The sequence below is a fragment of the Pseudomonas sp. GW822-FHT02G04 genome (genome assembly GCF_058802085.1).
In genome coordinates this window covers 1-14,450 of the sequence record NZ_JBXANU010000027.1, presented here as the reverse complement: position 1 = coordinate 14,450, position 14,450 = coordinate 1, and the positions used below count along the sequence as shown (strand labels likewise).

8 protein-coding genes are annotated in these 14,450 nt (G+C 60.8%); 4 read left to right on the top strand and 4 right to left on the bottom strand.

The genetic code is table 11. The features are described from left to right. Positions 1 to 129 precede the first annotated feature (129 nt). The 4 genes from ligA to AC1RO5_RS25385 all read right to left on the bottom strand — a co-directional run bounded on the left by ligA (position 130) and on the right by AC1RO5_RS25385 (position 7,962). On the bottom strand, positions 130 to 2,487 hold the full coding sequence (ligA, locus tag AC1RO5_RS25400; protein WP_493178305.1) for an NAD-dependent DNA ligase LigA: 2,358 nt from the start codon (positions 2,485 to 2,487) through the stop codon (positions 130 to 132). A 214-nt stretch (positions 2,488 to 2,701) separates the two neighbouring features. After that, positions 2,702 to 3,553: a cell division protein ZipA gene (gene zipA / locus AC1RO5_RS25395; protein WP_477814470.1), complete on the bottom strand. Its 852-nt coding sequence runs from the start codon at positions 3,551 to 3,553 to the stop codon at positions 2,702 to 2,704. Between the two features lie 258 nt (positions 3,554 to 3,811). Further along, positions 3,812 to 7,300 (bottom strand): chromosome segregation protein SMC, encoded by a 3,489-nt coding sequence (gene smc, locus AC1RO5_RS25390; RefSeq protein ID WP_493178303.1) that lies wholly within the window; start codon positions 7,298 to 7,300, stop codon positions 3,812 to 3,814. Positions 7,301 to 7,302: 2 nt separating this feature from the next. Then, positions 7,303 to 7,962 (bottom strand): GntR family transcriptional regulator, encoded by a 660-nt coding sequence (locus tag AC1RO5_RS25385; protein ID WP_493178302.1) that lies wholly within the window; start codon positions 7,960 to 7,962, stop codon positions 7,303 to 7,305. Between the two features lie 266 nt (positions 7,963 to 8,228). Between AC1RO5_RS25385 and xdhA the strand changes: the two genes are divergently transcribed. The 4 genes from xdhA (at position 8,229) to guaD (ending at position 14,360) form a co-directional block, all read left to right on the top strand. Beyond that, a complete protein-coding gene (gene xdhA, locus AC1RO5_RS25380) occupies positions 8,229 to 9,683 on the top strand; it encodes a xanthine dehydrogenase small subunit (RefSeq protein ID WP_493178301.1) in 1,455 nt (484 codons plus the stop codon). After that, positions 9,676 to 12,072 carry a xanthine dehydrogenase molybdopterin binding subunit gene (gene xdhB, locus AC1RO5_RS25375; protein ID WP_493178299.1) on the top strand — a complete coding sequence of 799 codons (2,397 nt, stop codon included), beginning with the start codon at positions 9,676 to 9,678 and terminating at the stop codon, positions 12,070 to 12,072. Before xdhA ends, xdhB begins: the two co-directional genes overlap by 8 nt. Positions 12,073 to 12,196: 124 nt before the next feature. Beyond that, a complete protein-coding gene (xdhC, locus tag AC1RO5_RS25370; protein WP_493178297.1) occupies positions 12,197 to 13,048 on the top strand; it encodes a xanthine dehydrogenase accessory protein XdhC in 852 nt (283 codons plus the stop codon). Positions 13,049 to 13,055: 7 nt separating this feature from the next. Continuing rightward, complete coding sequence (gene guaD / locus AC1RO5_RS25365) at positions 13,056 to 14,360, top strand: guanine deaminase (protein ID WP_493178296.1); 1,305 nt, start codon at positions 13,056 to 13,058, stop codon at positions 14,358 to 14,360. Positions 14,361 to 14,450 lie beyond the last annotated feature (90 nt).

Below are 14,450 nucleotides of genomic sequence, written 5' to 3'. Positions count from 1 at the left end.
AGACTAGATCATTCCTCAGCAATGATCGTTCCCACGCTCTGCGTGGGAATGCCGCCCCGGACGCTCCGCGTCCGCTGTGACGCAAAGCGTCACGGGATGCGTTACCACGCAGAGCGTGGGAACGATCAGTTAAACCGAAATATTGTGTTTGCCAAGAAACCCGACAAACGCCTCTTCATCCAGCACCTTCAACCCCAGCTCATTGGCCTTGGCCAGCTTCGAACCCGCGCCCGGCCCGGCGACCACGCAATGGGTCTTGGCCGACACCGAACCGGCCACCTTGGCACCGAGGCTTTCAAGTTTGTCCTTGGCGACATCGCGGCTCATCAGTTCCAGCGAACCGGTCAGCACCCAGGTCTGCCCAGCCAGCGGCAGTCCTTCGACGACTTTTTTCTCGCTCTGCCAATGCATGCCAAAATCGCGCAGCTGCTTTTCAGCGGCCTCGGCGAGCTGACGGTTTTCTGCTACCGCAAAAAACTCACGCACCGAGTTTGCCTGTTTCTCCGGCAGCGTCTGACGCATGTCCAGCCAGTCAGCAGCAAAAACCCCATCCAGCGACCCAAACCTGTCCGCCAGTTTCTGCGCCCCGCCCGGCCCGACCGAAGGAATGTGCAACTTGTCGAGGAAGCCACCAAGCGTGGTACTGGCGGCGAACTCGGCACCCAGCTCGCCCTGATCCTGGATCTGCAAGCCGTGCGTCAGCAGCTCGGCAATAACCTGCTGGTTATGCGCATCTTCAAAGAAGCTGTGAATCTCGTAAGCCACTTCCAGCCCGACATCCGGCAGGTACGTGAGCACTTGCGGCAACGCCTGCTGAACCCGCTCCAGCGAGCCGAGAGAGCGCGCAAGCACCTTGGCCGTCTCTTCGCCGACATCGGGAATGCCCAAGGCGTAGATGAACCGCGCCAGACTCGGCCGTTTGCTGTCTTCGATAGCGCCGAGCAGGTTCTTGCTCGACAGCTCGGCAAAGCCTTCGAGGTCGACGATTTGTTCAAAGGTCAGCGCATACAAATCGGCCGGCGAACTCACCAGACCTTCGTCCACCAGTTGCTCGACGCTCTTCTCGCCCAACCCTTCGATGTCCATGGCGCGACGCGAAACGAAGTGAATGATCGCTTGCTTGAGTTGCGCACCGCAGGCCAGACGGCCGACGCAGCGATACACCGCGCCTTCGCTGATGGTCTCGCGACCCTTGCTGCGCTTGACCAGCTGCGTGCGCTCGACATGCGAACCGCAGACCGGGCACTGCTCGGGAATCTGCACCGGCCGGGCGTCCTCAGGACGGCGCTCGAGGACCACTTGCACCACTTGCGGAATCACATCACCGGCGCGACGGATGATTACGGTGTCGCCGATCATCAGCCCCAACCGCGCGACTTCATCCATGTTGTGCAACGTCGCATTGGCCACTGTAACGCCGGCGACCTTGACCGGTTTCAAGCGCGCCACCGGCGTCACGGCACCGGTGCGGCCGACCTGAAACTCCACATCGAGCAACTCGGTGAGTTCTTCCATCGCCGGGAATTTATGCGCGATGGCCCAACGCGGTTCGCGAGCACGGAAACCCAGTTCGCGCTGGGAGGCAATGCTGTTGACCTTGAACACCACGCCGTCGATTTCATAGGGCAGCGCATTGCGGCGTTCGCCGATGTCGCGGTAGTAATCCAGGCACTCATCGATGCCATGAGCCGATTTCAACTCATGACTGATCGGCATGCCCCAGGCCTTGAGTTGCTGCAGATTGCCAATGTGCGTGTCAGCGATATCGGCGGAAACCTGGCCGATGCCGTAGCAGCAGAATTCCAGCGGACGGTTGGCGGTGATCTTCGAATCCAGCTGTCGCAAGCTGCCCGCCGCCGCGTTACGCGGGTTGGCGAATGTCTTGCCGCCGACTTCCAGTTGCGTGGCGTTGAGCCGCTCGAAACCGGCCTTGGACATGAACACTTCGCCACGCACTTCCAGGGTCGCCGGCCAGCCGCTGCCATGCAGCTTGAGCGGGATATTGCGCACGGTGCGCACGTTGACGCTGATGTCTTCGCCCGTGGTGCCATCGCCACGAGTGGCGCCGCGCACCAGCATACCGTCCTGATACAGCAGGCTGACCGCCAGGCCATCGAGCTTGGGTTCGCAGCTGTACTCCACCGCTGCGCCGCCACCGAACAGGTCGCCGACCGGCAGGTCCAGCCCTTCCGTCACCCGGCGATCGAATTCGCGCATGTCGGTTTCTTCGAAGGCGTTGCCAAGGCTGAGCATCGGCACTTCATGACGCACCTGAGTGAACGCCGACAGCGCCGCGCTGCCGACACGCTGGGTCGGCGAGTCACTGGTGATCAGCTCGGGATGGGCCGCTTCAAGGGCCTTGAGCTCGTGGAACAAGCGATCGTATTCGGCGTCCGGAATGCTCGGTTCATCCAGCACGTGGTAGCGATAGTTGTGCAGATCGAGCTCGGCGCGCAGCTCTAGAATGCGGGTTTCGGCGGCAGTCATGGGTGTTCTCTCATAAAGCAAAAGAGCAGCCGAGGCTGCTCAATCTTTTAAATACGGTAGCGCAAAGCTGTGGACACTGTGGCGAGGGAGCTTGCTCCCGCTCGGCGGCGAAGCCGTCGTAAAACCAGTGAATGCGGTGTATCTGGATGGGGCTGCTTCGCGGCCCAGCGGGAGCAAGCTCCCTCGCCACAGAAGCCCGCCCCAGCCATTTTCATTAGCGCTTCTGGGTCAATGCGCGGCGTTCGAACTCGACGATGCGCTGACGGTAGTGCTCAATCGTTTGGGCAGTCAACACGCTGCGCTGGTCATCCTTCAGTTCGCCGTTCAGCTCCTGGGACAGCTTGCGCGCCGCCGCCACCATCACGTCGAAGGCTTGCTTCGGATGACGCGGGCCTGGCAGGCCGAGGAAGAAGCTCACCGCCGGGGTGCTGAAGTGGTCGATATCATCCAGATCGAAAACGCCCGGCTTGACCGCGTTAGCCATCGAGAACAGCACTTCGCCGTTACCGGCCATGCTTTCGTGGCGGTGGAAAATGTCCATCTCGCCGAAACGCAGACCGCTTTCCAGAATGTTCTGCAACAGCGCCGGGCCCTTGAAGCCGGCCGGGTCGCGGCAGATCACACTGATCACCAGCACTTCTTCGGCTTGTGGCTGATCTTTTTCAGGTGAGCTGGCGGACTTGCTGTCATCCGGGAAATCGTTGTCACGGCTGCTGAAGCTCGGGCCGCCGTCCAGGTCCAGATTGAGGTTCAAGTCGCCCTGGGAAGGTTCGCCATGGCCACGCTTGCCGCGCTTGGAACCCGATTCGCGAGGCTCACGGGCAGGCATGCTCACCGACGGCAGGTCGTGCTCGTCCAGTTGCGGTTCTTTCTGGGTGTCCAGCACGCGGGGCGGGCCCAACAGCTCGGCGCTGGTGTCCTCGTCCGGCAGGTTGGACAGACTTCGGTCAAGACGGAATTTCAGTTTTCCCTTGCCGCCGCGCATGCGACGCCAGCCATCGAAAAGAATACCGGCAATGACAATAATGCCGATGACGATCAGCCACTCGCGCAGACCGATTTCCATGTAATCCCGTGCCTCTATAAAAAATGCTGAAAAATAAGGGGTTTACATTGTGCAAACCGCTTTAAAACGTGGCGCCAACTCTATGTTCTGACAGGCGTTTTGCCCACGCATACGAAAAATTGACATTAAACTAGCACGACCAAAGATAACTTTACACCGTCTGTCACATTGGCTTGCGCGAATATGTCGATTGGCCAGCAAGTCAAGCCAGGTAAAAAAGCCCTACAGCTCAAAATTACCTGCCCTACATGCAATGACTCAGGCGTCCACCATGGCCATCGCCTCCTCCACATCCACTGCCACCAGACGCGAGCAACCCGGTTCGTGCATCGTCACCCCCATCAATTGATCGGCCATTTCCATGGCGATCTTGTTGTGGGTGATATAGATGAACTGCACCGTCTGCGACATCTCTTTGACCAGCCGTGCGTAGCGTCCAACGTTAGCGTCATCCAATGGCGCGTCAACTTCATCGAGCATGCAGAACGGCGCCGGATTCAACTTGAAGATGGCAAATACCAGGGCCAATGCGGTCAGGGCTTTTTCGCCACCGGAGAGCAAATGGATGGTGCTGTTCTTCTTTCCTGGCGGCCGCGCCATGATCGTTACCCCTGTATCGAGTAGATCTTCGCCCGTCAGTTCCAAATAGGCGCTGCCTCCACCGAAAACTTTTGGGAAAAGGGCCTGTAAACCGCCATTGATCTGATCAAAGGTATCTTTGAAGCGGTTTCGGGTTTCCTTGTCGATCTTGCGAATCACGTTCTCGAGGGTGTCCAGTGCTTCCACCAGATCGTCGTTCTGGGCATCCAGATAACGTTTACGCTCGGATTGTTGCTGGTATTCGTCGATGGCCGCCAGGTTGATCGCGCCGAGGCGCTGAATCCGCGCGGCAATACGTTCGAGTTCTTCTTCGGCGTCTTTCTCGCTGGCCCCGGCCACCAGTGTGGCGAGCACGCCATTGAGGTCGTAGCCGTCTTCGAGCAATTGATCCTGCAAGGTCTTGCGCCGCACCGTCAATGCTTGCCATTCCATGCGTTGCTGTTCGAGCTGGCTGCGAATCAACTGGGATTGCTGCTCGGCCTGAGTCCGGCGCTTTTCAGCATCGCGCAGTTCACGGTCGGCGTCTTCCATGGCGATTTGCGCGGTCTTGAGCTCTTCGTCGACGGTCATGCGCTTGTCGAGCAACTCTTCGAGCTTCAGCCGCAGCTCTTCCAGCGGGGCCTCGCCCTCTTCCAGATTGAGGCTCAGCTGTTCGCGCTTCTCGGTCAGGCGCTCTGCCTGCATTTCCAGCCGCTCAAGAGCCTGACGGGTGGAATCGTGTTGGGCCTTCAGCGAACCGAGGCGCACCGCCAATTGATGCGCATGGTCCTTGTGCTGCCGGGCTTCCTGGCGCACCCGGTCGAGGCGTTCGCGCAGGCTGTCGCGCTGGGCCAGCAGCAACTCGCGCTGCTCGGTATCCACCGCCATGCTGTCGAGGGCTTCCTGCAATTGCAGGCGCGCTTCGCCGATGTTTTCGTGCTCCAGGGCACGCTGTTCGCTGAGCTCTGTGAGTTCTTCATCGAGACGGGTGCGGCGCAGGGTCAACTGTTCGACCTTGGCTTTACCAGCCGACAACTGGGCTTTCAATTCACCCTGCTGACGCGCTTCGTCTTGCAGCAGACGGCGCAAATGTTCGCGGCCGTTTTCCTGCTGACGCTGTTGCGCCCTGAGGTTCTGAAGCTGGGTTTCCAGGGTTTCGACCGTGGCTTCGCGCTCTTCGCGCTCAAGGCCCAGGCGTTGGATTTCCTGGCCACGGGCGAGCACGCCGCTTTCTGCCTCGCTGGCCCGACGCACGCGTAAAAAGTGCCTGCCGACCCAGTAACCGTCGCGACTGATCAGGCTTTGGCCGGCAGCCAATTGACCGCGCAAGGCCAAGGCCTGTTCAAGGCTGTCGACCGGTTTGACCTGCCCCAGCCAAGGCGACAGATCGATCTGCGCCTCGACCTTGTCGAGCAAACTGCCGGGCATGCGCACGCCATCGCTGGCCGGGCTGAGCAGGCGCAAATCGCCTTGGGCAAACCCGGCCAGATCGAAATCACCGAAGTCGTCCACCAGCACCGCTTGCAGATCGGCGCCGAGCACGGTTTCCACCGCCAGCTCCCAACCCGCTTCAACTTTCAGGCCTTCGGCCAGGCGCGGACGATCCGCCAGATGCTGTTCGCGCAGCCATTCGGCGGTGCCGGTGCCCGGATCGAGCGCGGCTTGCTGCAAGGCTTCCAGCGATGCCAGCCGACCGTTGAGCCGCTGCAAATCACCTTGGGCTTGCTGCTGCGCCGACAACGCTTGCTGCAACTCTTGGCGCAGTTGCTCAAGACGCTCGACTTGCGCCTCTTCACTGGCCTGCAAGTCTTCCAGCGTCGCCTCGGACGCGGCCAACTGCTCGCTGAGTTCCATGATCGCCGCGTCTTCCGGGTCCGCCGAAAGCAGCGCGCGCTCTTCGGCCAGACGCTTCTGGCGATCGGCCAATCGCTCCATGCTGGTTTCCAGCTGCTGGATCCGCGACTGCTGAACTTCAGCCTGGCGACGCGGCTCGGCGGCGGTGAGGTTGAAGGTGTCCCATTGCTCCTGCCAGCCATGCATGGTGGTTTCGGACTCTTCCAGCGCGGCGGCGGCTTCTTCGGCAGCGGCGCTGGTGACTTCCTGTTCCGGCGTGAGCATGTCCAGCTCTTCGCCCAAGGTCAGCAGCAAAGTGCGGTCGTGGCCCAGGTGCGATTCGGTTTCCAGCCGCGCGCGCTCGGCTTCTTTCAGATCGTCCTGCAATTGACGCAAGCGCTGCTGGCCGTGCTGGATGCTCTGCTCGACCCGGGCGATGTCGCCGCCGACCGAATAGAAGCGCCCCTGCACCAGATTGAAGCGTTCGGACAGGTCGTGATGACCGTCACGCAGGCGTTCGATGGCCGCGTCGGCGTTGCGCTGCTCGGCCACCAGGGCTTCAAAAGTGATTTCCTGAGTGCCAATGATCGCTTCGCGCTGGCCGACCTGTTCGTTCAACGCCTGCCAGCGCAGGGCCGACAGCTGGGCCTTGAGCTGACGCTCTTCGCCCTTGTATTCCTGATACTTCTTGGCTGCCTCGGCCTGGCGGTGCAAGCGTTCAAGCTGACGCTCGAGCTCTTCGCGCAGGTCGGTCAGGCGGGCAAGGTTTTCGTGGGTGCGGCGGATTCGGTTTTCGGTTTCGCGCCGGCGCTCCTTGTACTTGGAGATGCCCGCCGCTTCTTCGATAAAGTTGCGTAGGTCTTCCGGTTTGGCTTCGATCAGCTTGGAGATCATCCCCTGCTCGATGATCGAATAGCTGCGCGGGCCGAGACCGGTGCCGAGGAAAATGTCAGTGATGTCACGACGACGGCATTTGGCGCCGTTGAGGAAATAACTGTTCTGGCTGTCGCGGGTCACTTTGCGACGGATGGAAATTTCCGCATAGGCGGCGTATTCGCCGATCAAAGTGCCGTCGGAGTTATCGAACACCAGCTCGATGCTCGCCTGGCTTACCGGCTTACGGCTGGTGGAGCCGTTGAAGATGACGTCGGTCATCGACTCGCCGCGCAAGTTCTTGGCCGAGCTCTCGCCCATCACCCAACGCACGGCGTCGATGATGTTCGACTTGCCGCAACCATTGGGCCCGACCACCGCCGCCATGTTACTGGGGAAGTTCACCGTGGTCGGGTCGACGAAGGATTTGAACCCCGCCAGTTTGATGCACTTGAGCCGCACGCTTAAGCGACCGTCAGGGCAGAAATCACCAGATCGCAACTGCGCTGGGCATACGCCGTCAGCACCACGCGGATCTGCGCAACATCACGGGCCAGCACGGCGGCCAGCAGGCGTTCGAACAGCTCCAGGAACTCGCTCATCGAGGCCTTGCGCTGGTCCAGCGCGAGGAAATACGCACGGCTCATGGCCGGCTGCAGATTCTCGACGGTTTCCTGCAAGTACGGGTTATTGGCGAACGGATACGCGGCACGCATCACGCTGAAGCTGTCGTCGACGAACGTGCGGATGTCCTGGCGCTCGTAGCTGGCGGTCAGGCGCTGCTGGATCTCCACGAACGGCGCCATGTCAGCCTGGACTTGCCAGCCGCTGGCCACGGCGTTGCCGAGCAAGATGTACAACTCGCTCATCAGCGTGCACAGGCTCTGCACCTTGTGCGCCGTCAGTTCGGTCACGTGGGCGCCACGTCGCGGCAAAATCGCGATCAAGTGGCGGCGCTCGAGGATCAGCAAGGCCTCACGGACTGAACCGCGGCTGACATTGAGGGCCAGCGTGACCTTCTGTTCCTGGATGCGTTCCCCCGGCTTCATTTCGCCGCGAATGATACGTTCGGCGAGGTGGTGAGCGATTTGCTCGGCGAGGCTGTCCGGCGCCTTGAACGTCATGGTTGTCCTTCAAACTCTTCGATCTGCACAAGCGGCGCAGTGTAGCGCAATTGAGGGGTCATGGCGGAGTGCCCACCCAGCGGTTTTTGGCACGATTCAAGCAAAAAGCAGGCTATCCCGCGAGGGTCAATAATGAAGGAACGAGTCGTTGATCGACAAAATGCTATTTCCTGACCTTTAAGTCAGAAAATCATTGACCGAAAAGTCAGACCTGATAAATTCGGTTCATGTCGGTTAACAACAATAATGAGTCTGCGAGGCCATCCGTGATCCAGTTTTTACTCAACCAGGAACTCCGTAGCGAGCACGCCCTGGACCCGAACCTGACTGTGCTCAATTACTTGCGCGAACATGTGGGCAAACCCGGCACCAAAGAAGGCTGCGCCAGCGGTGACTGTGGCGCGTGCACTGTGGTGGTCGGCGAGCTGCAGACGGATGACGATGGCCGCGAACACATTCGCTATCGCAGCCTCAACTCGTGCCTGACCTTTGTTTCGTCGCTGCACGGCAAACAACTGATCAGCGTCGAAGACCTCAAGCACCAAGGCCAGCTACACAGCGTGCAAAAAGCCATGGTCGAGTGCCACGGCTCGCAGTGCGGCTTCTGCACCCCGGGCTTTGTCATGTCGCTGTTCGCCCTGCAAAAGAACAGCGATCAACCGGACTCCCACAAGGCCCACGAAGCCCTGGCCGGCAACCTCTGCCGCTGCACCGGCTATCGGCCGATCCTGGCCGCCGCCGAGCAATCCTGCTGCGACAAGCAACCGGATCAGTTCGATGCTCGCGAAGCGCAAACCATCGCTCGCCTGAAAGCCATCGCCCCCACCGACATCGGTGAACTCAACAGTGGCGACAAACGCTGCCTGGTGCCGTTGACCGTGGCCGATCTGGCCGACCTCTACGACGCTTATCCACAGGCGCGCCTGCTGGCCGGCGGTACCGACCTGGCGCTGGAAGTCACGCAATTCCACCGCACCTTGCCGGTGATGATCTACGTCGGCAACGTCGCCGAAATGAAGCGCATCGAGCGCTTCGACGATCGCCTGGAAATCGGCGCTGCCACCGCCCTCTCCGATTGCTACGAGGCCTTGAAAGCAGAGTACCCGGACTTCGGCGAATTGCTGCAACGCTTTGCTTCCCTGCAGATTCGCAACCAAGGCACCCTCGGCGGCAACATTGGCAACGCCTCGCCGATCGGTGACTCGCCACCGCTGCTGATCGCCCTTGGCGCGCAGATCGTGCTGTGCAAAGGTGAAACCCGCCGCACCCTGGCGCTGGAAGATTACTTCATCGATTACCGGGTCACCGCGCGTCAGGAAAGCGAGTTCATCGAGAAGATCATCGTGCCCCGCGCCAGCGCTGAACAACTGTTCCGCGCCTACAAGGTATCGAAGCGTCTGGACGATGATATTTCCGCGGTCTGCGCGGCATTCAACCTGCGCATCGACGATGGCGTAGTCGCCGACGCCCGCGTTGCTTTCGGCGGCATGGCAGCCATCCCCAAACGCGCGAAAAACTGCGAAGCCGCGCTGGTTGGCGCACCGTTCAACAACGCCACCATTGAACGCGCCTGCGCCGCACTGGCCGAAGATTTCACACCGCTCTCGGACTTCCGCGCCAGCAAGGAATACCGCCTGCTCAGCGCGCAGAACCTGCTGCGCAAATACTTCATCGAACTGCAAACACCGCACATCGAGACTCGGGTGACCGCTTATGTCTAATCATCACGCCGTAGAGAAGACCCAAGCCGAACTGGCTGAATTGTTCGCCAAGGACCTGACCACCGGCGTCGGCCGCAGCGTCAAGCACGACAGCGCCGAAAAACACGTGTCCGGTGAAGCGCAGTACATCGACGACCGGCTGGAATTCCCCAATCAGCTGCACGTTTACGCGCGGCTGTCAGACCGCGCCCACGCGAAAATCATCAGCATCGACACCAAGCCCTGCTACGCCTTCGAAGGCGTGCGCATCGCCATCACCCACGAAGACGTGCCGGGCCTGAAAGACATCGGCCCGCTGTTGCCGGGCGATCCGCTGCTGGCCATCGATGACGTGCAGTTTGTCGGTCAACCGGTACTCGCCGTCGCCGCGAAAGACCTGGAAACCGCGCGCAAAGCCGCGATGGCGGCGATCATCGAATATGAAGACCTCGAACCGGTTCTGGACGTGGTCGAAGCCCTGCGCAAACGCCATTTCGTGCTCGACAGTCATACACATCAGCGTGGCGATTCGGCCAATGCCTTGGCCACTGCCGAGCATCGCATCCAGGGCACGCTGCACATCGGCGGCCAGGAACACTTTTATCTGGAAACCCAGATCTCTTCGGTGATGCCGACTGAAGACGGCGGGATGATCGTTTACTGCTCGACCCAGAACCCCACCGAAGTGCAGAAACTGGTGGCGGAAGTGCTGGACGTGTCGATGAACAAGATCGTCGTCGACATGCGCCGCATGGGCGGTGGTTTCGGCGGCAAGGAAACCCAGGCGGCCAGCCCGGCGTGCCTGTGCGCGGTGATTGCGCACCTGACCGGTCAACCGACCAAAATGCGCCTGCCGCGTGTCGAAGACATGCTGATGACCGGCAAGCGTCACCCGTTCTACGTTGAGTACGACGTGGGCTTCGACAGCACCGGCCGCCTGCACGGCATCGCTCTGGAGCTGGCCGGTAACTGCGGTTGCTCACCGGATTTGTCGGCCTCGATTGTCGACCGTGCGATGTTCCATGCCGACAACTCGTACTACCTCGGCGATGCGACCATCAACGGTCACCGCTGCAAGACCAACACCGCGTCGAACACCGCTTACCGTGGTTTCGGCGGCCCGCAAGGCATGGTCGCCATCGAAGAAGTGATGGACGCGATTGCCCGCCATCTGGGCCTCGACCCGCTGGCGGTGCGCAAGGCCAACTACTACGGCAAGACCGAGCGCAACGTCACCCATTACTACCAGACCGTCGAGCACAACATGCTCGAGGAAATGACCGCCGAACTGGAAGCCAGCAGTCAGTACGCCGAGCGCCGCGAAGCGATCCGTCGCTACAACGCCAATAGCCCGATCCTGAAAAAAGGCCTGGCGCTGACCCCGGTGAAATTCGGTATTTCCTTCACCGCCAGTTTCCTCAACCAGGCCGGTGCGCTGATTCACGTCTACACCGACGGCAGCATCCACCTGAACCACGGCGGCACCGAAATGGGCCAGGGCCTGAACACCAAGGTTGCGCAAGTCGTGGCTGAAGTATTCCAGGTAGAAATGGACCGGGTGCAGATCACCGCGACCAACACCGACAAGGTGCCAAACACCTCGCCGACTGCTGCTTCGAGCGGCGCCGACCTCAACGGTAAAGCCGCGCAGAACGCCGCAGAAATCATCAAGAAACGCCTGGTGGAATTTGCCGCGCGGCAATACAAGGTCAGCGAAGAAGACGTGGAGTTCCACAACGGCCATGTGCGGGTTCGCGATCACATCCTGACGTTCGAAGCGCTGATCCAGCAGGCGTATTTCGCCCAGGTGTCGCTGTCGAGCACCGGCTTCTACAAGACCCCGAAAATCTACTACGACCGCAGCCAGGCTCGCGGTCGGCCGTTCTACTACTACGCCTTTGGCGCGGCCTGCGCCGAGGTGATCGTCGACACCCTGACCGGCGAGTACAAGATGCTGCGCACCGACATCCTCCACGACGTCGGCGCCTCGTTGAACCCGGCCATCGACATCGGTCAGGTCGAGGGTGGTTTCATCCAGGGCATGGGCTGGCTGACCATGGAAGAACTGGTGTGGAACGACAAAGGCAAACTGATGACCAACGGCCCGGCCAGCTACAAGATCCCGGCGGTGGCGGACATGCCGTTGGACCTGCGGGTGAAGCTGGTGGAAAACCGCAAGAACCCGGAAGACACGGTGTTCCATTCCAAGGCCGTGGGTGAGCCGCCGTTCATGCTCGGCATCGCCGTCTGGTGCGCGATCAAGGACGCCGTGGCGAGTTTGGGCGACTACCGGCATCAACCGAAAATCGACGCGCCGGCGACGCCGGAGCGGGTGTTGTGGGGCTGTGAGCAGATGCGTCAGTTGAAGGCGGTGAAGGCCGTCGAAACTGAGTCGGAGGTAGTGGTTTGATCGTTCCCACGCTCTGCGTGGGAATGCAGCCCGCGACGCTCTGCGTCGCATTGTGAACAGCGGACGCGGAGCGTCCAGAGATGCATTCCCACGCCGAGCGTGGGAACGATCTTGAGAGGTGAACATGTACAACTGGATCGACGCCCTCGCCGACCTGCAAACCCGGGGTGAACCCTGTGTGTTGGTGACCATCATCGAAGAGCTCGGCTCGACGCCGCGCAATGCCGGCTCGAAGATGGTCATCAGCGCCACGCAAACGTTCGACACCATCGGTGGCGGGCATCTGGAATACAAGGCCATGCAGATCGGCCGCGAGATGCTTGCCAGCGGTCGGCAGGACACCCATCTGGAGCGCTTCAGCCTCGGCGCCAGCCTGGGTCAGTGCTGCGGCGGCGTGACCGTGTTGCTGTTCGAACCGATGGGCCAGGTACAAGCGCAGATTGCTGTGTTCGGCGCCGGCCACGTCGGTCGGGCGCTGGTACCGCTGCTCGCCAGCCTGCCCTGCCGGGTGCGCTGGATCGATTCGCGGGAAGCCGAATTCCCCGAACAGATCCCCCACGGCGTGCGCAAAATCGTCACCGAAGAACCGCTGGATGAAGTCGATGACCTGCCCGCTGGCAGCTACTGCATTGTCATGACCCACAATCACCAGCTCGACCTCGAACTCACCGCCGCGATCCTCAAGCGCAACGACTTCGCCTACTTCGGCCTGATCGGTTCGAAGACCAAACGGGTGAAGTTCGAACACCGCCTGCGTGATCGTGGTTTCGATAGCGCCGTGCTGCAACGCATGCGCTGCCCGATGGGGCTGGGCGAAGTCAAAGGCAAGTTGCCTGTGGAAATCGCCATCTCCATCGCCGGCGAAATCATCGCCACCTATAACGCGAATTTCGGCCAGCACACCGCCAGCGCCGGATCATCGATCGCCAAACTGCTGCCTGCTTCACGCCGCAGCCAAGCTTTGAACCAAAATTGAGAACCCCATGCCTCTAACTCGCAAAGCCTACCGCGCCGCCATTCTGCACAGCATCGCCGACCCTGCCGAAGTGGGTATCGAAGCCTCCTACGAATATTTCGAAGACGGCCTGCTGGTGGTCGAGAACGGCCAGATCAACGCCATCGGCCACGCCAGCGAATTGCTACCGACGCTGCCGGCCGACATCGAGATCACCCATTATCAGGACGCGCTGATCACCCCAGGCTTCATCGACACCCACATTCACCTGCCGCAAACCGGCATGGTCGGCGCCTACGGCGAGCAACTGCTGGACTGGCTGAACACCTACACCTTTCCGTGCGAAAGCCAGTTCGCCGACAAGGCCCACGCTGACGAAGTGGCAGATATTTTCATCAAGGAACTGCTGCGCAACGGCACCACCACCGCTCTGGTCTTCGGCAGCGTGCATCCGCAATCGGTGAACTCGTTTTTCGAGGCTGCCGAGCAACTGGATCTGCGGATGATCGCCGGCAAGGTAATGATGGATCGCAACGCGCCGGACTACCTGACCGACACCGCCGAATCGAGCTACGTCGAAAGCAAGGCGCTTATCGAGCGCTGGCACGGCAAGGGCCGCCTGCACTACGCGGTCACGCCGCGCTTCGCCCCGACCAGCACCCCGGAGCAACTGACCCTCGCCGGCCAGTTGCTCAGCGAATACCCGGATCTGTACATGCAGACCCACATCAGCGAAAACCTCAAGGAAGTCGAGTGGGTCAAGGAACTGTTCCCGGAGCGCAAGGGCTACCTGGACGTCTACGATCACTACCAACTGCTCGGCGAGCGCTCGGTGTTCGCCCACGGCGTGCACTTGTGCGACGAGGAATGCGCACGCCTGGCGCAGACCGGATCGGCCATCGCCTTCTGCCCGACCTCGAACTTCTTCCTCGGCAGCGGCTTGTTCAACCTGCCGATGGCCGAGAAGCACAAGCTGAATGTCGGCCTCGGTACCGACGTCGGTGGCGGCACCAGTTTCTCGCTGCTGCAAACCCTGAACGAAGCGTACAAGGTCATGCAGCTGCAAGGCGCACGGCTGAGCCCGTTCAAGTCGCTGTACCTCGCCACCCTCGGCGGCGCCCGCGCGCTGCGGCTGGAAGACAAGATCGGCACCCTGCAACCGGGCACCGACGCGGACTTCCTGGTGCTGGACTACAACGCGACGCCGCTGCTGAGCTATCGCCTGAAGCAGGCCAATAACATTGCCGAGACGTTGTTTGTGTTGATGACGCTGGGGGATGACCGGACTGTTCTGCAGACGTACGCGGCGGGGAATCTGGTGCATCAGCGTTAAAGTTTTTAGGGCTGATCGTTCCCACGCTCCGCGTCACTAGTGTCCGGTAAAAACTAAAGGGGGAGCTTGCTCCCCCTTGCTGTGCCTGCT

Bases quoted from the DNA above. Each gene is read 5' to 3' on its own strand.
- ligA (WP_493178305.1), bottom strand. From the start codon at position 2,487: ATGACTGCCGCCGAAACCCGCATTCTAGAGCTGCGCGCCGAGCTCGAT.
- zipA (WP_477814470.1), bottom strand. From the start codon at position 3,553: ATGGAAATCGGTCTGCGCGAGTGGCTGATCGTCATCGGCATTATTGTC.
- AC1RO5_RS25385 (WP_493178302.1), bottom strand. From the start codon at position 7,962: ATGACGTTCAAGGCGCCGGACAGCCTCGCCGAGCAAATCGCTCACCAC.
- xdhB (WP_493178299.1), top strand. From the start codon at position 9,676: ATGTCTAATCATCACGCCGTAGAGAAGACCCAAGCCGAACTGGCTGAA.
- xdhC (WP_493178297.1), top strand. From the start codon at position 12,197: ATGTACAACTGGATCGACGCCCTCGCCGACCTGCAAACCCGGGGTGAA.
- guaD (WP_493178296.1), top strand. From the start codon at position 13,056: ATGCCTCTAACTCGCAAAGCCTACCGCGCCGCCATTCTGCACAGCATC.